General features: G+C 36.6%; 14 protein-coding genes. 11 read left to right on the top strand and 3 right to left on the bottom strand.

Annotated elements, in window-relative coordinates; genetic code table 11:
- Window positions 1-13: 13 nt before the first annotated feature.
- Window positions 14-637: a MarC family NAAT transporter gene (locus NAT47_RS09825; protein ID WP_250582330.1), complete on the bottom strand. Its 624-nt coding sequence runs from the start codon at window positions 635-637 to the stop codon at window positions 14-16.
- Window positions 638-792: 155 nt separating this feature from the next.
- Here NAT47_RS09825 and NAT47_RS09820 point away from each other — a divergent pair, with 155 nt between their 5' ends.
- On the top strand, window positions 793-1149 hold the full coding sequence (locus NAT47_RS09820) for a CoA-binding protein (RefSeq protein WP_250582328.1): 357 nt from the start codon (window positions 793-795) through the stop codon (window positions 1147-1149).
- Here the strand turns inward: NAT47_RS09820 and NAT47_RS09815 are convergent.
- Complete coding sequence (locus NAT47_RS09815; protein WP_250582326.1) at window positions 1146-2642, bottom strand: sodium:solute symporter; 1497 nt, start codon at window positions 2640-2642, stop codon at window positions 1146-1148. The two genes, NAT47_RS09820 and NAT47_RS09815, sit on opposite strands and share 4 nt — an antisense overlap.
- 140 nt (window positions 2643-2782) lie before the next feature.
- On the opposite strand from NAT47_RS09815, the gene recR reads away from it, so the two are divergent.
- The 10 genes from recR (at window position 2783) to NAT47_RS09765 (ending at window position 21849) form a co-directional block, all read left to right on the top strand.
- Window positions 2783-3403 carry a recombination mediator RecR gene (gene recR / locus NAT47_RS09810; RefSeq protein ID WP_250582324.1) on the top strand — a complete coding sequence of 207 codons (621 nt, stop codon included), beginning with the start codon at window positions 2783-2785 and terminating at the stop codon, window positions 3401-3403.
- A gap of 129 nt (window positions 3404-3532) precedes the next feature.
- Complete coding sequence (locus NAT47_RS09805; protein WP_250582322.1) at window positions 3533-4324, top strand: polysaccharide biosynthesis/export family protein; 792 nt, start codon at window positions 3533-3535, stop codon at window positions 4322-4324.
- 9 nt (window positions 4325-4333) lie between these two features.
- A complete protein-coding gene (locus tag NAT47_RS09800; protein WP_250582321.1) occupies window positions 4334-6787 on the top strand; it encodes a polysaccharide biosynthesis tyrosine autokinase in 2454 nt (817 codons plus the stop codon).
- 14 nt (window positions 6788-6801) lie between these two features.
- Window positions 6802-7782: an SDR family oxidoreductase gene (locus NAT47_RS09795; RefSeq protein ID WP_250582319.1), complete on the top strand. Its 981-nt coding sequence runs from the start codon at window positions 6802-6804 to the stop codon at window positions 7780-7782.
- A gap of 9 nt (window positions 7783-7791) precedes the next feature.
- Window positions 7792-9183, top strand: a complete 1392-nt coding sequence (locus NAT47_RS09790; RefSeq protein ID WP_250582317.1) for a UDP-glucose 6-dehydrogenase — start codon at window positions 7792-7794, stop codon at window positions 9181-9183.
- A gap of 341 nt (window positions 9184-9524) precedes the next feature.
- Window positions 9525-9836: a four helix bundle protein gene (locus tag NAT47_RS09785; RefSeq protein ID WP_317236597.1), complete on the top strand. Its 312-nt coding sequence runs from the start codon at window positions 9525-9527 to the stop codon at window positions 9834-9836.
- A gap of 50 nt (window positions 9837-9886) precedes the next feature.
- Window positions 9887-11206, top strand: coding sequence for a nucleotide sugar dehydrogenase (locus tag NAT47_RS09780; RefSeq protein ID WP_250582315.1), 1320 nt, complete (start codon window positions 9887-9889; stop codon window positions 11204-11206).
- Between the two features lie 86 nt (window positions 11207-11292).
- Entirely contained in the window at window positions 11293-11859 is a 567-nt protein-coding gene (locus NAT47_RS09775) for a porin family protein (protein WP_250582313.1), read from the top strand.
- Window positions 11860-13658: 1799 nt separating this feature from the next.
- Window positions 13659-14126, top strand: coding sequence for a UpxY family transcription antiterminator (locus tag NAT47_RS09770; protein WP_250582311.1), 468 nt, complete (start codon window positions 13659-13661; stop codon window positions 14124-14126).
- 124 nt (window positions 14127-14250) lie between these two features.
- Entirely contained in the window at window positions 14251-21849 is a 7599-nt protein-coding gene (locus NAT47_RS09765; protein WP_250582310.1) for an Ig-like domain-containing protein, read from the top strand.
- Between the two features lie 172 nt (window positions 21850-22021).
- On the opposite strand, the gene NAT47_RS09760 is transcribed toward NAT47_RS09765, so the two are convergent.
- Window positions 22022-22570 carry a DUF3575 domain-containing protein gene (locus tag NAT47_RS09760; protein WP_250582308.1) on the bottom strand — a complete coding sequence of 183 codons (549 nt, stop codon included), beginning with the start codon at window positions 22568-22570 and terminating at the stop codon, window positions 22022-22024.
- Between the last annotated feature and the right edge of the window lie 418 nt (window positions 22571-22988).

The raw sequence follows: 22988 nt of genomic DNA, 5'->3' as shown, positions 1-22988 counted from the left end.
CGCATTTCCAGCTTTAAATACCTCTCACAATACTCAAAACTGCACTGATAATATATTGAATACCAATGGCTATTGTTAAGAAACCGATGATTCTAGATATGGCAACAATTCCTGAAGATCCTAACATTTTTGCTAAAAAATGAGCACTTCTAAGAACTAAATATATAGTTACAGCTACAACTATAATTGAAACTGTTGAAATAATAATTTCAGAAGTAGTATTGTGTTCCTGATAAAAAGCAATTAACAAAGAAATAGAACCTGGTCCAGCTAACATTGGCATAGCTAAAGGAGTTAAGGCAATATGCGCTCGGTTTTGAACCTCTTTTTGTACTTTTTTGTTGATCCCTTTATTTTTATTGAAATTACCATTCAGTAATCCAAATCCTGAACTTGTAATGATAATTCCACCCGCAATTCGTAATGCTGTAATTGTAATCCCAAAGAAACTCAAAACATATTGCCCTATAAAAAACGAAATTAGTAAAATTACTAAAACGTTAATACTCGTAATCAAAGATACTCTTGCGCGTTCGGCACTCGTATAACCTTCAGTTAAAGCCACAAAAATAGGAACGGTTCCAATCGGGTTTAATACAGAGAATAAGGCTGCAAATAAATAAATAAATAATTCCATGGTATTTTATTAAGTAAGGCTAATATAAGTTTTTTTAATTTATAAAAAGAAAAGTAGGAGTCAATTAATTGTTATGTTAAACTTAAACCAAAAGACTTCTAAGAGTAAAAAAGTAAAAAATATTTCGTAAATTTAAAATTCTAAAAAAGTATAAAATGAAAACATTAGTTATAGGAGCTTCCACAAATAAAGAGCGTTATTCGTATAAAGCCATTCATAGTTTAGTAGATAAAAGTCATCAAGTTGTGGCTATTGGTGCTAAAAAAGGAATGGTATTTGATATTCCAATAGAAACCGAAAAATTAGATTTTCATGCAGTGGATACAGTGACTTTATATATTAATCCAAAAGCTCAAGAAGACTATTACGATTATATTCTGTCGTTAAAACCAAGACGCGTTATTTTTAATCCAGGAACCGAAAATCCGAATTTTTATAAAATATTGGAAGCAAATAATATCAAATATGAAGTTGCTTGTACCTTGGTTTTATTAGCAACCAATCAATATTAAAATTTGGTTTGACTAGTAGCTGGTTTGCTGATTAACAATAATCCAATAAAAGTAATAATTCCGTTTACGATAATTAATTCGTTATCAATTACATAATCTCCAAAAAGTGCTGCCGAATTTTTGGCTAACAAAAAGCAAATCAAAGGAGAAATAAAACAGATAATTGGGACTAATTTATCGTGAACGGTTTTTGATTTCATAAATAGTCCAAATGCGTACAATCCCAAAAGTGGACCGTAAGTGTAACTCGCTACTTTAAAAATCATGGTTACCACGGATTTATCATTCAAAGAATTGAAGATAATAATCACCAAAAACATCAGCAACGAAAATCCAATGTGAACAAAATGACGTGTTCTCACAGTATTGGGTTTGTTTTGGTTTTCCGCTTTATCCATTCCAAGAAAATCTACACAAAAAGATGTGGTCAAAGCAGTTAAAGCAGAATCCGTTGTGGCAAAAGTGGCTGCAGTTAAACCTAATAAGAAAACTACTGCTGGAATAATATTCAAATGATTAAAAGCGATTTCAGGAAAAAGTAAATCGGTGCGTTTTACACCATCAACCATGGGAACTGAAATTCCGTTTTTCTCTGCATATAAGTAAAGTAAAGCGCCAACACTCAAGAAGAAAATATTGATAATTACAAAAATTCCGGTGAAAGTAAACATGTTTTTTTGTGCTTCTCCAATGTTAGCGCAACTTAGGTTTTTTTGCATTAAATCTTGATCTAATCCCACCATAGCTATAGTAACGAAGATGCCACCTAAAACTTGCTTCCAGAAATAATTTCCCTTTACATAATCTTCAAAAAAGAAAACTTTGGAATACTGACTTTCTTTAACGGTTTCAAAAGCATCAACAAATCCTAAATCTAAACTATTACAAATAAAAATTATCGTTAAAAATACAGACGAAACCAGAAAGAAGGTTTGTAAAGTATCAGTAATAATAATGGTTTTTAGGCCACCACGATAGGTGTAAGCAAATATTAAGGCTAACGAAATTAAAACGGTAAGTGCAAAAGGAACTCCAAAATCATCAAAAACAAAACGTTGCAATACAATTACTACCAAATACAAACGAAAAGCTGAACCAATAGTTCTACTAATCAAGAAAATAGTCGCGGCAGTTTTGTAACTTACCACACCTAATCTTTGCTCGATGTAACTGTAAATCGAAGTTAAATTCATCCGATAATATAGCGGAAGTAAAACAGTGGCGATAATGATAAATCCTATCGCGTTTCCAAGAACAAACTGAAAATATTTAAACTGCAAATCAGGATTTCCTACTTCTCCAGGAACAGATATAAAAGTTACGCCTGAAAGCGCAGTTCCAATCATTCCAAAAGCAACCAAATACCATTTCGCGTTTTTATTAGCTTTAAAGAAAGCATCGTTACTACTGTCTTTTTTACTCACAAAGTTGGAAATTAAAATCAGAATTCCGAAGTAGATAACAATAATGGCTAAAATAGTTCCTGAAGTCATAAATAGGTTTTTGAAGATGCTAAAATAACAAAAAAGATAGTAGTTTGTTGAGAGAAGCTAAAAGAAATTCATTTGGAATTATTTTCGGAAAACTCCCAACTTATAACTTCCATCTCCCATCTTTTTTTTACTTTTGCTAAATGGAATTGCCTTCAAAATTATTGGAAAATGCTGTTAACGAAATGTCTCAATTGCCAGGAATTGGTAAAAGAACAGCGTTGCGATTAGTATTGCATTTGTTGAAACAACCTGCGGAACAAACTGAAATTTTGTCTTCAGCTTTAACCGCTATGCGAAATGAAATCCAATTCTGTAAAGAATGTCATACCATTTCTGATGATGAAATATGCGGTATTTGTTCCAATGCTTCTCGTGATAAATCTATTATTTGTGTTGTAGAAGATGTTCGTGACGTGATGGCGCTCGAAAATACAGGCATGTTCAAAGGTGTATATCATGTGTTGGGAGGGAAAATTTCGCCAATAGAAGGAATAGGGCCGAGCCAACTCAAAATAACTTCGTTAGTTGAAAAAGTAAAAAAAGGAAATGTTGCTGAAATCATATTTGCTTTAAGTTCAACAATGGAAGGCGATACCACGAATTTCTACATTTATAAACAGATAAAAGATTTCGAAATTAAAACGTCTACTATTGCTAGAGGAATTGCAGTAGGAGATGAATTGGAGTATGCAGATGAAGTAACATTGGGGAGAAGTTTACTAAATCGAATTCCTTTCGAAAATTCAATTAAACCGTATTAATTAAATTTTCATCAAAAAAGAACAAATCACTTCCTTATTTTAATGGTAAAAACTATATTTGTTTCTTAATTTATTGACATTAGCATTTATACCGTTTTTTGATGAATGCAAGTCTTAAGAGCTAAACTTATGAAAAAAATATTTTTTCTAGCGATATTGTCTGTTTTCTTTACTTCGTGTATATCAATTAAAGATCTGACTTACTTACGTTCAAATCCAAATAAAAAATCACAATCTATTGAAGTTTCTCAAGAAGTTTCGAAACCATATCGTGTACAGACAGGGGATATCTTGAGTATAAATATCAAAGCACTTGACCAAAAATTAGTGGATATGTTTTCTATTTCACAAACCTCTGGACAGACAATGGCTTCACCACAAGCTTTATTTTTTAACGGTTTCACTGTAGATGATCATGGAAATATTAGAGTGCCAATTTTAGGAGAAGTAAATGTGTTAGGATTTACAACAGATGAAGTGAGACAAAAAATAGAAAAACAATTATTAGAAGAATATTTCAAGAAAGAAGCTAATATTTTTGTTACCGTAAAATTAGCGGGAATTCGATATACAATCAACGGAGAAATTGGAAGTCCAGGTACTAATGTTTTATATCAGGATAAAGTAACTATAATGGAAGCCATAGCAAATTCTGGCGATATTACTACGACAGGTAACCGAAAAGAAGTGCAGATTATAAGAAAGTTTGCGCACGGATTTGAAACTTTTACTATAGATTTAACAAGCGATAAAGCGATGAGTTCGCCTTATTATTATATTCAACCCAATGATTACATTATCATAAAGCCACTAAAACAAAAAACTTGGGGAACAGGTGTAACGGGAGTACAATCGGTTGCTACAATTATGACAGCAATTTCATTAATTACAACGTTACTAGTGTTGTCTAAAACTTTATAATAGAAAGACATGTTAGACACTAAAGATTTTAATTTTTTTGAGTCGCAGAATTCATTTGATTTCAAGGGTTTTTTCTTTAAGATTTTAACCTATTGGAAGTGGTTTTTGCTGTCTCTTGTAATAACTTTCATCATAGCTTATAATGTAAATATAAGAAAGGAGAGTCTGTATGGAATGGAATCTTTAATAGTAGTTGAAGATGAAAATAATCCTTTTTTTACCTCCAATACAAGTTTAGTTTTTAATTGGGGAGGAACATCAGATAAAGTACAAACTATTATTACAACGTTAAAATCTAGATCTCACAACGAATTAGTCGTTGATAAACTTCAGTATTACGTAAAGTATTTAAAACAAGGAGAATATTTTTTTAAAGATGTCTATGGAGAAGTTCCATTTTATATAGAAATAGATAAAGCTAAAGGGCAACTTTTTGGACAACTCGTAAAGATTAAATTTATATCGCCCACTCAATATGAATTGAGTGTGGATTTTGGAGAAGCAACTTCAGCATCTGTTGTACATTATAACGATTTAAGTATTCGACCAGTTAATGTGTCAGGTGTTTTTAAAAAAGTGTACAAGATTAATGAACTTGTAGAATTACCTTTTTTATATTTTAAATTAATAATCAAGTCTGAAGCTATAGATTACACTAATCAAGAATATTTCTTGCGATTTGATGATTTTAATTCAACAGTAGCTTCTTACAGAGGTTTAGATGTTAGTGCGGATTCAAAGGCTTTGTCGGTTATACGTTTGCAGCTTGAGGGTACAAACAAATATCGATTGGTTGAATATTTAAATACTACTGTGGATGTTCTTAGGAAAATACAGTTAGATAGTAAAAATCAATTTGCAAACAATACCATTAGTTTTATTGATAGCACGCTTCAAGAGATGGAAAAGCAAATCAAAGAAGCAGAAAATGAATTGAAAGAGTTTAGAAAAGGCAAAAATATTTTCGAGTTAGAAGGTGAGGGTAATAGTAGTTTGTTAAGTTCAAAACTTTCAAATTACGATTTGGAACGTGATGCCATAAATAGAAAAATGGCATATTACAATTTGCTAAAAAATTATTTAGAAAAAACTACCGATTATTCTAAACTACCTGCACCTTCAGTTGCGGGAATAGATGATCCTAATGTAGTAGGTAATATTTCTAAATTAATACAGCTTTCAACAGAACGAGCTAACATGTCCTATTCAGTTAAAAACAAAAAGTTGTTTTCTGACTTTGAAATGGAGATGGAATCTATTAAGAAAGTGCTATTAGAAAATATTACTAGTGCAAAAAGTGCACTATATTTAGATTTGTCATTAATCAATAAAAATATTGCTTCAGCAGAAGCAGAGGCTAGTGTGCTTCCAGAAAACAAACAAGAGCACATCAAAATTACCAGAAAGTATAATTTAAAAGACAAAATTTATAGTACTTTTTTAGAAAAAAGAAGTGAGGCCGAAATTGTAAAAGCGGCTAATATTTCTGATATAAAATTTTTAGATCCAGCTAAAGATGTGGGTGGGGGATTAAGAGGTCCAAAAACAAGTATTAATTATATTTTAGCTGGATTTCTGGGTTTTTTAATACCATTAACTATTGTCTTTATTTTGGTATTACTTGATAATAAAATTAATACTATTGAAGATATTCAAAAGCTTACTAATATTCCTATTATTGGTGTAATTGGCAAGAAAGATGTAGAAAGTAATTTAGCTGTTTATGAAAAACCTAAGTCATCACTTTCTGAATCTTTTCGAGCTATACGTTCTTCTTTACAATTCATTTATAAAAAGCAACAAAAGCAAGGAGCTAAGACATTAATGATTACATCCTCAATAAGTGGAGAAGGCAAAACATTTTGTTCTATAAATTTAGCAACTGTTTTTGCCTTAAGCGATAAAAATACTATCATAGTAGGATTAGATTTAAGAAAACCTAGAATTTTTAGTGATTTTAAAATTAATAACTTAATTGGAGTTGTTAATTATTTAATCGGTCAAAAAACGTTAGATGAAGTTATTCAAAAGACAAGTATTGCACATTTAGATGTTATTCCATCGGGTCCAATACCTCCAAATCCTTCAGAACTATTAATGAGTGAATCATTGGCTGAAATGATTGAAGAACTAAAAAAACGTTATGATTATATTATTTTAGATACACCTCCTGTAGGATTAGTTTCGGATGCTTTGGAATTAGTTCAGTTTTGTGATGCAACATTGTACGTAACACGACAGGGAGTTACTGAAAAGAAAATGTTAAATGTCGTAAAAGAAAAACACAATAGAGGTGAATTACACAATATTAGTGTTGTATTAAACGATTTTCAATTGAATGCTATTTATGGATATGGATATGGGTATGGATATGGATATGGCTACGGTGAAGCATATCATGATGATGTACAGTCAAAGTCAAAGTGGGGGGAGTTGATGGATAAATTTTGGAGGAAAGGTTAATAAGTATTATTTAGATGGGGAAGATTGAGGGTAAAAAAATTGTAATTACTGGTGGGGCTGGTTTTATTGGGTCTAATCTTTGTGCGTATTTTTTGAAGGATAATGAGATAGTCTGTTTGGATAATTTCTCGACTGGATTTAGAAAAAATATTGTTTCTTTTTTAGAGCATCCTAATTTTACACTTGTTGAGGGTGATATTCGAGATTTGGAGGTTTGTAGGATGGCGGTTGCGGGAGCGGATTATGTTTTGCATCAGGCGGCGCTGGGGAGTGTGCCTCGTTCTATTCATGATCCTATTACGACTAATGAGGTGAATATTTCTGGGTTTTTGAATATGTTGGTGGCGGCTAGAGATGCGGGAGTGCAACGTTTTGTGTATGCTGCTTCTTCCTCTACTTATGGTGATTCTGAGGGTTTGCCTAAGGTGGAAGGTGTGATTGGAAAACCTTTGTCTCCTTATGCGGTTACTAAGTATGTGAATGAACTTTATGCGGATGTTTTTAGTAAGACGTATGGTATAGAAACTATAGGGTTGCGCTATTTTAATGTATTTGGGAGGCATCAAAATCCGGAGGGGGCTTATGCTGCGGTGATACCGAAGTTTATTTCGTTGTTTATGAAGCATGAAAGTCCGGTGATAAATGGTGATGGTACTTATTCACGTGATTTTACTTATATTGATAATGTAATTCAGATGAATGCCTTAGCTTTGCAGACTCAAAATCCTGAGGCGGTGAATCAGGTGTATAATACGGCTTTTGGAGAGCGTACTACTTTGAATGAATTGATTCAGTATATAAAAGAAAATTTACTGCCATTTGATCCTGCTGTTCGGGATGTTGAGGTGGTATATGGTCCGTCTCGTGGTGGTGATATTCCTCATTCTTTGGCGGATATTTCTAAAGGGAAGATTTTGTTAGGGTATCAGCCTACGCATTCCGTGAAGGAAGGATTGGAAGAAGCGATTCGTTGGTATTGGGAAAATTTAAAATAATTTCAAAAAATGATTAAAAGTATTTGTTGCATCGGGGCGGGTTATGTTGGGGGTCCTACTATGGCGGTTATTGCTCAAAAATGTCCCCACATTAAAGTTACGGTTGTGGATTTAAATGAGGCACGAATTGCTGCTTGGAATGCTGCTGATTTGTCAAAATTGCCTGTTTACGAACCTGGATTGGATGCTGTAGTAGCGGAAGCTCGCGGCAGAAATTTATTCTTTTCCACGGAAGTTGATCGTGCTATTGAAGAAGCGGAAATGATTTTTATATCGGTGAATACTCCTACCAAAACGTATGGTGTTGGGAAGGGAATGGCTGCCGATTTGAAATATATTGAATTGTGTGCGCGTCAAATTGCGCGTGTCGCTAAAAGTGATAAGATTGTAGTGGAGAAATCTACTTTGCCTGTTCGTACGGCTAGTGCTATTAATGAAATTTTGGATCATACGGGGAATGGTGTTCAATTCCAAATTTTGTCTAATCCTGAGTTTTTGGCGGAAGGAACGGCTATGGAAGATTTGTTTGCTCCCGATCGTGTTTTGATTGGTGGTGATACTACTCCTGAAGGGCAAAAAGCGATTCAGGCTTTGGTGGACATTTATGCGAATTGGGTTCCTAAGGAGAACATTTTAACGACGAATGTTTGGTCTTCGGAATTGTCTAAGTTAACTGCGAATGCCTTTTTAGCTCAGCGCGTTTCTTCTATCAATGCGATGAGTGAATTGTGTGAAAAAACGGGGGCGGATGTGAATGAAGTAGCAAGGGCAATCGGTTTGGATAGTCGCATTGGGTCTAAATTCTTGAAGGCTTCTGTTGGTTTTGGAGGTTCTTGTTTTCAAAAAGACATTTTGAATTTGGTTTACATTGCTAAATCGTATGGTTTGCACGAGGTGGCGGATTATTGGGAACAAGTTATCATTATGAACGACCATCAAAAAAGAAGATTCGCTAAAAACATTATCAGCACGCTTTACAACACCGTTTCTGGTAAGAAAATTGCCTTCTTGGGTTGGGCTTTCAAAAAAGACACCAATGATACTCGTGAATCTGCTGCTATTTATGTTGCGGATGATTTAATGGGAGAGCAAGCTCATATTGCCGTTTTCGATCCCAAAGTAGAAAAAGTACAAATGCTATCTGATATTAATTACTTAAATACAAGATCAGAACACGATAATGAAAAGTTATTAAGCACGTTTTCAGATCCTTATGAAGCTTGTCATAATGCTCATGCTATTGCTGTATTAACAGAATGGGATGAATTTAAGACCTATGATTGGCAAAAAATATATGATGGTATGTTAAAGCCTGCTTTTGTTTTTGATGGTCGCAATATCTTAAACAAACATGAGTTAGAAAAAATAGGATTTGTTTACCAAGGAATTGGGATGATGTAGTTGAGAGGGAGACGAGGAGAGAGGGAGACGAGGAGAGAGGGAGATGTGGAGAGAGGGAGACGAGGAGAGAGGGAGATGTGGAGAGAGGGAGATGTGGAGAGCGGGAGATGAGGAGAGCGGGAGATGAGGAGAGAGGGAGATGTGGAGAGAGGGAGATGTGGAGAGAGGGAGATGAGGAGAGAGGGAGATGAGGAGAGAGGGAGATGAGGAGAGAGGGAGATGAGGAGAGAGGGAGACGAGGAGAGAGGGAGATGTGGAGAGAGGGAGATGAGGAGAGAGGGAGATGAGGAGAGAGGGAGATTGGGTGACTTGGGGGATGTTAGTTTTAAAAATTATAAATTATGGCGAAAATTGCTACTCACAAAGATTTAAGGGTTTATCAGGCGGCTTTTCAGGCGGCTATGGTTATTTATCAATTATCTAAATCCTTTCCTGCTGAAGAGAAATTTTCCTTAACGGATCAAATTAGAAGAAGTTCTCGCTCTGTTTGTGCTAATCTTGCTGAGGCTTTCAGGAAGAGACGTTATCCTAAAAATTTTGTTTCAAAACTTTCTGATTGTGAATCTGAAGCTGCCGAAACTCACGTATGGCTAGATTTTGCTCTAGCTTGTGATTATGTTACGATTGAAGAATACGAAAAATTATATAAATAATACGATATGATATTAGGAATGTTGGTGCGAATGATTGTTGAACCTGAAAAATGGAATTTATAATGTCTCAAAATCACCCTATCACACCATTACCCCGTCTGGCTATTATCGGTTTAGGATATGTTGGGCTGCCTTTGGCGCGATTGTTTGCTACGAAGTATCCTGTGGTGGGATTTGATATCAATGCACAACGTATTGCGGAATTGAACCAAGGAATCGATGTAACGCTTGAAGTAGCGCCTGATTTGTTGCAATCGGTTTTACAATCGCACTCTTCAGATGATCGTTCGCATTATCTTGTTTGTTCGGATCAATTAGCAGCTATTGCCGACTGTAATTATTATATAGTGACGGTGCCTACTCCTGTTGATAAGCACAATAAACCCGATTTAACTCCTTTGTACAAAGCCAGTGAAACTGTGGCTAAAGTTTTAAAAAAGGGAGATGTTGTGATTTATGAATCTACGGTTTATCCGGGAGTTACTGAAGAAGAGTGTGTTCCTGTTTTGGAAAAATTATCGGGCTTACGATTTAACATTGATTTCTTTGCGGGTTATTCGCCTGAGCGCATTAATCCGGGTGACAAAGAGCATACTGTTGAAAAAATTTTAAAAGTAACGGCGGGTTCTACTCCAGAAATTGGACAAAAAGTGGATGCTTTGTACCGTAGTGTTATTACAGCGGGAACGCATCTTGCTCCTAGCATTAAAGTGGCTGAAGCTGCCAAAGTTATCGAAAATTCACAGCGCGATATTAATATTGCTTTTGTGAATGAATTGGCTAAGATTTTCAATTTACTCGATATTGATACTCAGGCGGTGCTTGCAGCAGCGGGTACCAAATGGAATTTTTTACCTTTCCAGCCGGGATTGGTTGGAGGGCATTGCATTGGTGTGGATCCGTATTATTTAGCACAGAAGGCTTTGGAAGCAGGGTATCATCCCGAAATTATTTTGGCGGGTCGTCGTATGAATGATAGTATGGGAGAGTACGTTGCGTCTCAGGTGGTAAAATTGATGATTAAGAAAGAAATTGTGTTGCATGATGCACAACTTCTGTTGCTTGGTGTTACTTTTAAGGAAAATTGTCCTGATGTGCGCAACACCAAAATCATTGATATTGTTCATGGATTGCGGGAGTATGGAATACAGATTACGGTTTATGATCCTTGGGCGAAACCTGAAGAAGTGCTGCATGAATATGGGATTACTACCACTCAAGTGTTGCCTGATTTGAAATTTGACGCTTTAGTTTTGGGTGTTGCGCATCAAGAATTTCGTGATTTAGATCTTTTATCCCTATTACGACCTAATCATGTTGTTTATGATGTAAAAGGTTTTTTGGATTTTCCTGTTGATGGCAGGTTGTAATTTTAAAATTCAATATCTTACATTGAAATTTTGATTTTAAAAAAAAATACGTATTTTTGACAAAATAATCTTATAAAATTAAAAAAATGAAAAAAACTATTCTACTAGTATTGTTAACATTAGGAACTTTTTCTTATGCTCAAGAGCAAGAGGTTAGTAAAAAGTGGTTGTTTGGATTTGGTTCCAATTTATTGAATAATAATGCTTTACATGCAGATAAATATTTCAGTTCAAAGGATATCAATGTGATCCCGACTGTTTCTGCTTTTACGGTTCAAAGAAAATTTGACAATAAATTCAGTGTTGAGGGACAATTTTTTCTTAATGAATTAGAAAAAGAAAATCTTCACAATGGTATGATGATTGATCGCAATGTAACTTATGCTTCTATTAATGTTAATGGTTTGTATACATTTGATTCTCATTTAGTAGATGTTAAGTGGTTTGATGCTAGTGTTATTGCGGGATTAGGTGCTATGTGGACTGATGGAGTTCCGAATCAAACGTTTAATACTGGACTTGCTTTAGATTTCTGGTTGTCACCACTTGTAGGTTTGCGTTTGGAAACACAAGGAAGATTCGCTTTTGAAAAAGAACAGTTAGGGAATAATCATATTATTCATGCGGCTTCTATTATTCTACCTATTCAGTAGTTTTTAGTCTTACTATATTGGACACCCAGCAAAGGTTACTTTGTTGGGTGTTTTTTTTGTGATTGTTTTGTTTTTTTTGGAACGCGGATGGTGATGGATTTTTGGAATACGGATTTTTTTGAAAAGTGAAGGGTTAAGGGTGAAGGGTGAAGGGTGAAGGGTAAGTGTGAATTTAGAATTTAGAATTTAGAATTTAGAAGTGAGAGGTACGAAGTTAGAATTTAGAAGTTAGAATTTAGAATTTAGAAGTGAGGTGAAGTACAAAGTTTGAAGTACTAGTTACACGATTTGGTTTTTTGGGTGTTGCATAACGAATGTTGAAGGTTGGTTTTACTGCGTAAAGTTTAGTAGCCTACTTTGTAGGAGATTCCTATTTTGGCGGAATGACAAAAAAATCGGTGTAGTTTTGAGTTTTTGGAACACGGATTTTTGGAACACAGATTTGGATAATTGGAGAAATCTTTAAAATTCTTGGATTTGTTCTTGAACTTGTTTTAGGAACTTGGATAACGGAGGCTGAGGTTCTCGAAGCAGTAGTTGTTGGAACGCGGATGAAACGGGTCCGTTTGGCGGAGCGCTGATGAAGTGGATTTTCTTTGTTTGCGTTGAAGGGTTCGCTAAAGCGAAGATGGATGATGACGGATTTTCTCTGTGACTGAAAACTGTTACTGAACACTTATCTTGGCTCAAGTTTTTGGAACGCGGATGAAACGGGTTCGTTTGGCGGAGCGCTGATGAAACGGATTTTCTTTGTTTGCGTTTAAGGGTTCGCTAAAGCGAAGATGGATGGTGGCGGATTTTATCTGTGACTGAGAACTGAGACTGAATACTTATCTTGCCTCAAGTTGTTGGAACGCGGATGAAACGGGTCCGCTTAGCGGAGCGCTGATGAAGCGGATTTTCTTTGTTTGCGTTGAAGGGTTCGCTAAAGCGAAGATGGATGGGGACGGATTTTCTCTGCGACTGAAAACTGCGACTGAACACTTATCTTGCCTCAAGTTGTTGGAACGCGGATGAAACGGGGTCCGCTTAGCGGAGCGCTGATGAAGCGGATTTTCTTTGTTTGCGTTGAAGGGTTCGCTAAAGCGAAGATGGATGGGGACGGATTTTTTGGAACACAGATTTGGATAATTGGATAAATCTTTGAAATTTTAATTGGGGAGTGGTTTTACCACACAGAAGGATAGGTTTTTTTGTTGGGGTTTTTTACGGGGCGTTGCACTTGTTTTATTTTGCTCGCAAAGGCGCTGAGATGGTGGTTGGTTTTAACCGCAGATTAAAGGATTGTGAGGATTTTTTAATTGAAAAGATATGAACTTAAAGTTATTAGAAGGTATTGTCCCCTTGAGGGGACTTTAGGGGTGTTACTTGAGTGAGTAGTGAATGGTTAAGGGTGAATGGTTAAGGGTGAATGGTTAAGGGTGAATGGTTAAGGGTGAATGGTTAAGGGTGAATGGTTAAGGGTTAAGGGTGAAGGGTGAATGGTGAAGGGTGAATGGTGAATGGTGAATGGTGAATGGTGAAGGGTGAATGGTGAATGGTGAAGGGTGAATGGTGAAGGGTGAATGGTTAAGGGTTAAGGGTGAAGGGTTAAGGGTGAATGGTTAAGGGTGAATGGTGAGAAGTGAAAAGAGATTAGGGATAAGTGAATAGTGAAAAGTGATTGATGATGGGGAGATGGATTGGGTGTGAGGTGTTTATAAAAAAGGGTTTTATTTTTTCTTGATTGGGTTAAAATGGGTTATATTTAGGCGGGGGGAATTTCTCTGTTTTTATTGTTTAATTTTTTTGTTGGAAATATGAATTGGTATGTTTTGTATACGAAGGCTCGTAATGAAAAGAAGGTGGCGGATCGGCTTACGCAGTTGGGTGTTGAGAATTATTGTCCTATGGTTGAAGAGGTGAAGCAGTGGAGTGATCGCAAAAAGAAGGTATCTTGTCCTCTTTTTTCTTCCTATGTTTTTGTGCGTTTGCCTGAGCATGAGCGCGATGTGGTTTTTCAGGTTCCGGGAGTGGTTCGGTATTTGTTTTGGTTGGGCAAGCCTGCGGTTGTTGCTGCTGCTGAAATTGCAGATTTGCAACGCCGTTTGTTGGAGGGGTATCAAAAAGTGACGGTTGCTGCTTTGGAGCGTGGGAGTGTTATTACTCTGGATTCGGGCTATTTTAAAGGGCAGGAAGCTGTGGTGGATGAGGTTCGAGGACGCCGTGTTCGCGTTTGTTTGACCGGTTTGGGACTTTATGTGGTTTTGGAGCGGTCTGATTCTTGATTTGGTTATAATTGGAATTATTGCAATTGTTTTGTTTTGAAATTTATAAAAAGTTATTTTTTTAACATAATATTAATAAAATATACTATATTTGTATGTTAAATATTTTCCAATATTATAAATTATGATAAACAATTACGATTCGGTTGTTCCCCAAAATTCTTCTGGGGCAACTTTTTTTCAAAAGCAGAAAGCGGCATCGTATTCGTTTGGCAATCGAAACTGGTTTTCGTTTGTCTATACGTTTTTGATGTTATTTTCGTTTGTTTTTGTGCAAGGGCAGTCTGCTGCCAATTACACATTTACGTATGGACCCAGTATTTTGAATTCAATGTCGGGTAGTACTCCTGTTCCTGGAATAGCTGCTTATCCAGCAGACAGTGGAGCAAGTACCATTTTACCAATAGGATTCAATTTTACTTACATGGGGACCAATTATTCCCATTTTAATGTTAATACTGATGGACAAGTAAGATTACATACAAGTGGAAGTGGAACGGCAATGGGTAATTCTGTTTCTGGATATTCAGCTTCTACTGTAACGTTAGCTCCAATGGGGGGTGATAATGAAACAGGTACAGGTATTTCTTACTTGGTTACAGGAACAGCACCAAACAGAAAATTAATCATTGAATGGAATAATTTTTATGCTAATTGGACTGATCCTCAAACTTCTGGGAATATGCAATTGGTGCTTAATGAAGGTACTGGTGTATTTGAATTTTTATACGGAGGTATAAAGAATTCTTCAACTGCTAGTGTAACGAAATCTATATTTCACAGTTCAAGTAATACTGCTAATGCTTCTGCATATATTACAGTAGGTGCTACGCCAACTCAAAATACAACTGCTACATCACCTACAACAAATTCATTTGCTGCGAGTGTACTAATAGCAAATTTGGCAAATACTTTTTATAAATTCACACCTGCTTCAACAGTTGAAGCGCCTACTGCATTAACTTTTTCAGGAGTAACTTCAGCAGGAACAACAATTAATTGGGTGGATAATTCAACTACCGAATATGGTTTTTTAGTTACCAGAGCAACTGATGCTGGTTTTACCTCAGGCGTAGTAACTTCAACGGTAGCTTCAACAACTGCTGCTACAACAGGTCAGGCTTATGCTTCAGTTCAAACAGGTTTATTACCTTCAACAACTTATTATTATAAAGTTCAAGCACTCTCTGAAGCAGTAATCTCTGCTGATATATCAGGGTCTCAAATAACTAATGCACCAGGAAATTTTGTTTCCATTGTTACAGGAAATTATGGTACCCCTTCTACTTGGGATATTAATTCGGTTCCTACTGTATATGATAATATTATTATTTCGGCTGGAACTACTGTAACTGTTGATGCGGTTGGTCAAGCAGCAAAAAATGTTGTTGTTGATGGAACTCTAACCTATGGCACAACTCCTACTTCTTTTACTATTGATGGAAATTTAGCTGTAAATGCGGGAGGTTTGGTAAATGTATTTAATGGTACTACCGGTAAAACACTTACAGTTTCGGGTAATATTACGAATAATGGTGTTATTGATATTTCTGTTGGAGCGACTACAGCAGGGAATTTAACATTAAATGGTACGGCAGTGCAGATGGTTTCTGGTACAGGTTCGTTTAACTCGAGTGTCATTAGAAATTTAATTTTTAGCAATACGGCTACAGTGACACCGAATATTGTTTGGTCATTTAATAATATTAAAATTGCTTACAATCTTAACTTAACAGGAGCTCGAGTAGATTTAGGAGCTAATAAATTAATTTTTGGAAATGCAGCAGCAGGGAATACTTTAACAGCTCCTGTTGGTACTGGATTCTTACCAGGGGCAACTTTTGCAAGATGGTGGTCTGCTACTTCTACAGGTACTTCTGTTACAGCAGGATCAGATCCTACTAATTCCACTTCAAGATATCCTTTTATTTCTTCTACTGGAGTTCAAAGAGCTATGTACATTTCAAGAACAGGTTCGACTACTGGTAATGTGGCAGGTGAATTGGCTGTAACTTATACAGATGCTACCTCTATGACAACAGGTCTTTCGGTAGTTGATGGTACTTACACCATAACAGATAGATTTGATGGAAAATGGACTATTACAAAAGATGGTGCTTATTCACATGCAGGAGCTCATACTGTGGTAGCTGTAGCCAATAATGTATTTTTACCATCAAACGGAAACTCAAGACTTATGTTGGCTAATGCTCCATTGGCAGGTACTCATCAAAATGGTACAATAACACCAGGAGCTCAACGTGTTGGATTAACAACTGCACAATTGATAGCAGGTGATATTTACATGGGTATTAATGCTACAGATATACCTTTTATCTCGGTTGCTAATGGTGATTGGGAAACTCCTTCAACATGGAATAAAAATGCGGTTCCTACTGCATCAGATGTGGTTTATATTGCTGGAGGCACGACAGTTGCAGTAAATGCAACTGCAGCGGTTTCTAACACTATGATAATTTATGCTGGAGGAACTTTAAATGTTTCAGGTAGTACTTTAGGAGTTACTACATCTCTTACTAATAACGGTACCTTAAATATAAGTGGTGGTTCAATGTCTACTACAACTTCGGTTACTAATGGAGCATCCTCTACTATTACCATTTCAGGTACAGGGTCATTGTCTGTTGGAACAACTATTACCAATAATGGTATCCTTAATGCTAATGCAGGGAATTTAACTGTTACAGGTGGAAGCGCTTCTGGTATTTCAAATACTAGTACAGGAGCCTTAGTTGTAGCAGGAGGAACTGTTACATTAGGTCCGTCTGGAGGAGGTAATCGCCTTTTATCTAATGCAGGAACTTTAACGGTATCGAGCGGTACCTTAACTATTAATGGACAACTTTCGGTTTCTAATACTTTCAACCAAAGCGGTGGAACCATTATTGTGGATGGTAATGCAGCAGGTGTTGCTGCGAATAGTGTGGCTTCTTCTGCGGGCTCATATTCTTACTCTGGAAGTATCGTATATTTAGGAACGAATTTATTAAACTTAACGGGGGGTACCTTAATTGTTGTAGACCCACATGCTGGTTCAAGTACTACTTATGATATGGCATTGGCCTACTCTGGTTCTAGTGTGACTCTAGGAACTGGTCATACCGTTCAATTTGGAGATGGTTTATCGACCGATGCAGGTGGACATACAAATGGTTTTTATAATTATCTTTGGGTTGGTTCAGGTTATTTGTCTTACGGAAATTTAGCTATTAATATTGAACCTGGAACCAATCGTTTTTATAAATCAACTTCTACTATTGGTGTATTAGGAAACTTGAATATTATAAAAGGAGAGCATCAATTGGCTAGTACAACTCATGTTGCCGGTAATATTGTTAACAATGGTGTTTTAACTGCTACAGGTATTCTTAGTTTAGCTACATGGTCGAATGCTGCTGTTACTGCATCTACAAACGCGCAGACTATTTCAGGTTCTGGTGTTTTTAGAAATTTAGCTACTTCACCAACGGCTAATTTAACTTCTTTAACTGTTAATAATTCAAACGCTACAGGAGTTACATTAAATGTTCCTTTATCAGTAAGTGGAACGTTAAACATGACATCAGGTATTATAAACACTACTACTACTAATTTATTAACATTAGGAACAGCTACAGCAGCTGGAACTTTAACAGGTACACCAAGTGCTACTAATATGGTTAAAGGTCCGTTCCAAAGAACGATTGCTTCTGGTAACAGTGCAACCAATTATATTTCATTCCCAGTTGGGAAATCTACTTATGCTCCTATTGCTATTGCTCCTGTAACAACAGCAGTATCTGTTGTTAAGGCTGAGGCATTTGATTCAAATACAGGAACTCTAAATCCTTCGATTGTTAACATGACGACTTCAAAACGATGGGAAGCTCCTATTGTTTCAGGAACTGTTACAGGTGTTAATGTTCGTTTGTTTGATTCGGGTATTTTGGCTAGTAGTATTCCGGTACAGGCTGCTTCTGCTGCTGGAGAATATACTAATTCTTTCGGATCGGTGGCAACTGCTGCTGCTGGTGCTTCTACAGAGTCTAATACTCCGCTAGCTTTTCCTGATTATACTGGTTTCTTGAGTTATGCGGATTCTAACGTATGTAGCGGAACTCCAACGCCAGGAAATACTGTTGCTTCATCAACTGTTATTTGTTTAGGTGCTAATGTGAATTTGAGTTTACAAAACAGCACTAATGGAACAGGAGTAACTTATCAGTGGAAATCTTCTGTTGATGGTACTTTATATACTACTATTGCTGGTGCAAATCAGGCTACTTTAACTGTTAGTCCAACTCAAGCCACCTATTACATGTGTGAGGTTACTTGTGCTACGGGACCAGCAATGGGGGCTTCAATACCAGTACAAATTACTTTTACTAATAGTGTAACTTCAACAACAGCAGGTACTCGTTGTGGTACAGGTACAGTACAATTAGGTGCTACAGGAAATAGTGGTTCTACGATTGAATGGTTTGATGCTGCTACTGGAGGTGTATCATTAGGTTCAGGAGCTACTTTTACTACTCCTTCTATTGCTACTACTACAACTTATTATGCAAGTGCCACTACCACTTCACCTTCAAATGGTATAATTGGTACAGGAACTTCAACGACACCTTTAACAAGTCAACCTTCAGCTTTCGTAAATAGATGGTCTTCATATAGAATCCAAACTTTATATACTGCTCAGGAATTATTGGCTGCAGGTTTGGCTGCAGGTACGTTTACTTCCATGTCTTATTTTACTACTAGTTTAGGGGATGCTGCTACTAATGCAGGATTTACAGTTAAGATAGGTACATCATCACAAACGTCAATGACCAGTTCATGGGTTTCCACCACAGGATTTACCACTGTTTATGGACCAGTAGTTCATACGCATACGGCATCAGGTGAGCAAGTTATTCCTTTTTCTACTCCTTTTATTTGGGATGGAATTTCTAATGTTGTTATCGATGTTGTTTATAGTGGTGCTAATCAAACGAACAATGCGGAGACCTTATTCTCTACTACCAGTAGTCCTATGGTAGTTCATTCCAATACAAGTGGAATGTCTGCTACTACAGGATCTACATCGACTACGCGTTTGAATTTAAGGTTACAAGGGGTTTCTAGCTGCGGATCTGTACGAGTTCCTGTTGTAGCAACAGTTACACCACCTCCAGCCTTAACATTAAGTGCGACTTCGGCTACTATTTGTGAATCAGAAAGTGCACCTGTTGTGACGGTTACTTCAACAATTGGGGATTATGATTCTTATGTTTGGACACCAGCTTTAGGAGTTAGTGGAGATCAAAATATAGGATGGACATTTAATCCAGCAGTTTCAACTGTTTATACGTTGACAGCAACTCAGTCTTCAGGTAGTTTATGTTCTACAACAGCAAATTTTGCTGTTACCGTGAATCCAAGACCTGAAGTTATCACTATTGCTCCAGCTAGCATCAACACTTGTTTAGACACTTCAGTTGCATTAACGGCGACGGGAGGTTTAGAAAGGTCTAATGCTTATGGGGCTACAATGGAAGTGTTGCCAAGTGAATTAGTGGTTAGTTCAAATGCTACAGCAACTTTAAATACTAGTTATTATGCGCAAGGTAGTTCGTCTGTTCGTTTTAACACTACTAATAGTAGTGCAACCGCTACTTATTCTTTAAATCAGAACATCGATTTAACAGGTGCTGAAAGTGCTCAAGTTGTATTTTCACATATTGCTGCTTTTGAAGGTAGTACGAATTCTTATGATTATGGTTTTGTAGAATATTCTACAGATGGAGGTACAACATGGACTTCTTTTGCTCCAGAAAATTATTCTGGTTCAGCAGCCAATACCATTTTTAATACGACAGCAGTTCGATTTACTACAAGAAGTTATGCTGATTGGATAAGCACTTTTTCTTCTTCTACTTCTACACCAGGTGCTTCGCCTGCCACTAGTTTATGGAAGACAGAAACTTTTACTATTCCAGCAGCTGCTTTGACAAGTTCTCAATTCAGAATTCGATTCCGTTACACTACGGATTCAAGCACTAACTATTATGGATGGTTAATTGATGATGTTAAAGTAATTAAGTCTCGAGAGCACATTACTTGGACTCCAGTGACTAATTTATATACTGATGCTGCTGCCACTACTGCTTATACTGCAGGTACATCTTCTAGAACAGTATACTTTAAATCTAATGTAGTAGCACCTGCTGTAACTTACACTGCTACTGCAAGTACTTTAGCAGGTTGTACTCGTACGGCTTCAACAGATGTAACGGTTAATGCTTTACCAACAGTTGTAACGGTTAATCCTACAGCCGTTTGTAGTCCAGCTACTGTTGATTTAACAGCTGCTGCTGTAACAACAGGATCTGATACTGGATTGACATTTACCTATTGGACAGATGCTTCTGCCACAGTTGCTTTAGTGAATCCTTCTGCTGTAACCACTTCGGGTACTTATTTTATCAAAGGAACGAATACTAATGGTTGTAGTGCTGTTGCTTCGGTAGTTGTCACTGTTAACCCATTACCAGTATTAACTATTACTAACCCTGCAACCGTTTGTAGTCCATCAACAGTAGATCTTCAAGATGCTGCTGTAACTTTAGGTTCTGACTCAGGATTAACTTTGTCTTATTGGTCAGATAGTGCCGCTACAATTGCTTTAGCAACTCCAAGTGCGGTAGCTACTTCAGGTACTTATTATATTAAAGCGGTTAATGCTAATGGTTGTGAGAAAATCATGCCAGTAACTGTTACTATTAATGTTACAAGTGCTCCTACTGGAGCAGCAACTCAGACCTTCTGTGGTTCGGCTAGTATGGCTAATTTAGTAGTAACAGGAACGGATATTAAATGGTATTCTGCTGCTACTGGAGGAACGGAGTATCCGTCGGCTATTTTAGCGAATATTGGATTGGTTAATGGTACTACTTATTATGCTTCTCAAACCGCTAACGGTTGTGAAAGTACTACGCGTTTGGCTGTAACGGTTACTCTTAATGCAGTACCAAGTGCTCCAAATGCTGTGAATCAAGATTTCTGTACGGCTCCAGTAGTGGCGCAAGTACAACCTCATGGTTCTTCTTTCAACTGGTATACAAGTGCTACTGGAGGTAGTCCGTTATTGTCTACGGATGTTTTAACTCCGGGTACGTATTATGTGTCGCAATTGAGCAATGGTTGTGAGAGTACTAGAACGGCTGTAACGATTAGTGTTACTCCAATTGCTTCTCCAACAGGTGCTTCTACGCAAAACATTTTTGGTGCTATTTCTTCTGATGCTACTATCGAGGATATCAACGTTTCGGGTACTGGAATTGTGTGGTATGCTACGGCTCAAGATGCTGCTGATGGTACTAATCCACTTGCTGCTGGAACTGAATTGGTAAACGGTCAAACGTATTACGCAGTTTCTGTAGTGGGAACTTGTAGAAGTGCTGCTTTAGCGGTTACGGTTACGGTTACTTTAGGTGCTGCTGAATTTGACGCTAACGCGCTTCAGTATTATCCTAACCCAACTCGTGATATTTTACATATTACTTACTCTGATGCGATTACTCACGTACGTGTGATTAATTTATTGGGTCAAGTTGTGATTGATCGTAAAGAGCAGTCGCCAGCGGTTCAAATAGATTTGTCTGCTTATGCTGCTGGAACTTACGTTATTGAAATCATGGCGCAAGATGCTGTTAAGCAAATTAAAGTAGTGAAAAGCGAGTAATACTCCTTCTTCTTTATAAATTAAAACCACCGCAATGCGGTGGTTTTTTTTATGTAAAATAAATTTAGCTATGCCGGTTTTAACTTCATGAGTGTGTCTAGATATGAAGGGGAAGAGGTTTGATTTTGGTGTAGTATTTAACGCAAGTTTGTTGGTTTTTTATGTTTTGTTTTTACTTAATGTCATACACCAAATTTATGCTCAAACGATACGGCAGCCATTCGCCACTTTTGTTCCACTTTTTGGCAAGGTCGTACCGAATGCCTGTTTCATAGTCGTATCCTTTATAAAAACTACTAATGTTTCCACCTCCTATATAGGTTTCGAGGTTCAGTTGCTTGGTTAGAGGAAAGACGTACCCCACGCTGCCACCTAACATGAAATTGTATCCTTTTTGTACCGAGTTGGTATTGTAATAGTTATACTTTTGTAAGTAGAAATGACTTCCTGCTACATGAGCACCAAAAAACCATCCTTTTTGAATGCCTCGTGGATAGTATCTTAGTTCGGTTGTAATTAGGGTTACTTCTAAAGGTTTTCCATTGTGGCTTTTCGCTATGGATTGGGTTCCATCGACTCCTAAAGAAAATTTTGAATTGAGTTGGGTTTCTACCCCAACATGTATCATTGAAAATATCGGACTTACTGGATTGGTTTTGATATAGGTTTGTCCGTATCCCCAGCTGCTTACAAGGCAAGCTAAATACCAAGGTTTTTTCAATAGCTTATTTATTTTTTTCTTGATCAATTTGTTTGAATAGGATTTTTTAATAAAAAAGTAATTTTACTTACAATGGTACAATATTTTTTGAATTATTCGTAATATTTTTTCTATTAGATGTAGTTCGTCGTGTTTTTTTGCTTTTGGTAGAGTTTTTCTCTCTTTTTTTGGTGTAGTTTTTTATATGAGTACTTTTGTTATGCAGCGTATTTTTTGAATGTTGCCTGGTGAAGGTTGGCTTTATTGGGTAAAGTGGTGGGCTACTTTGTAGGGGATTCTGAAACGAGTTCAGAATGAACTGTGTTTTTTTCCAAATTTATTTTAGTTAATTTTCACTGAATAATATTCTTTTTTTGTTGCAATCGCAAAAGCTTGTTTTAATAGTTTGTTTACAACTGCAATTAAGGCAAGCTTTTTC

Source organism: Flavobacterium fragile, from assembly GCF_023634865.1.
In the GTDB taxonomy this organism is placed as follows: domain Bacteria; phylum Bacteroidota; class Bacteroidia; order Flavobacteriales; family Flavobacteriaceae; genus Flavobacterium; species Flavobacterium fragile.
Note: the sequence above shows the minus strand (reverse complement) of the source record. Positions and strands in the feature narration are given on the sequence as shown.

Coding starts and splice junctions, on each gene's coding strand:
- NAT47_RS09820 (WP_250582328.1), top strand. CDS start 793: ATGAAAACATTAGTTATAGGAGCTTCCACAAATAAAGAGCGTTATTCG.
- NAT47_RS09765 (WP_250582310.1), top strand. CDS start 14,251: ATGATAAACAATTACGATTCGGTTGTTCCCCAAAATTCTTCTGGGGCA.
- NAT47_RS09770 (WP_250582311.1), top strand. CDS start 13,659: ATGAATTGGTATGTTTTGTATACGAAGGCTCGTAATGAAAAGAAGGTG.
- NAT47_RS09775 (WP_250582313.1), top strand. CDS start 11,293: ATGAAAAAAACTATTCTACTAGTATTGTTAACATTAGGAACTTTTTCT.
- NAT47_RS09790 (WP_250582317.1), top strand. CDS start 7,792: ATGATTAAAAGTATTTGTTGCATCGGGGCGGGTTATGTTGGGGGTCCT.
- NAT47_RS09780 (WP_250582315.1), top strand. CDS start 9,887: ATGGAATTTATAATGTCTCAAAATCACCCTATCACACCATTACCCCGT.
- recR (WP_250582324.1), top strand. CDS start 2,783: ATGGAATTGCCTTCAAAATTATTGGAAAATGCTGTTAACGAAATGTCT.
- NAT47_RS09785 (WP_317236597.1), top strand. CDS start 9,525: ATGGCGAAAATTGCTACTCACAAAGATTTAAGGGTTTATCAGGCGGCT.
- NAT47_RS09825 (WP_250582330.1), bottom strand. CDS start 637: ATGGAATTATTTATTTATTTATTTGCAGCCTTATTCTCTGTATTAAAC.
- NAT47_RS09805 (WP_250582322.1), top strand. CDS start 3,533: ATGAAAAAAATATTTTTTCTAGCGATATTGTCTGTTTTCTTTACTTCG.
- NAT47_RS09800 (WP_250582321.1), top strand. CDS start 4,334: ATGTTAGACACTAAAGATTTTAATTTTTTTGAGTCGCAGAATTCATTT.
- NAT47_RS09795 (WP_250582319.1), top strand. CDS start 6,802: ATGGGGAAGATTGAGGGTAAAAAAATTGTAATTACTGGTGGGGCTGGT.
- NAT47_RS09815 (WP_250582326.1), bottom strand. CDS start 2,642: ATGACTTCAGGAACTATTTTAGCCATTATTGTTATCTACTTCGGAATT.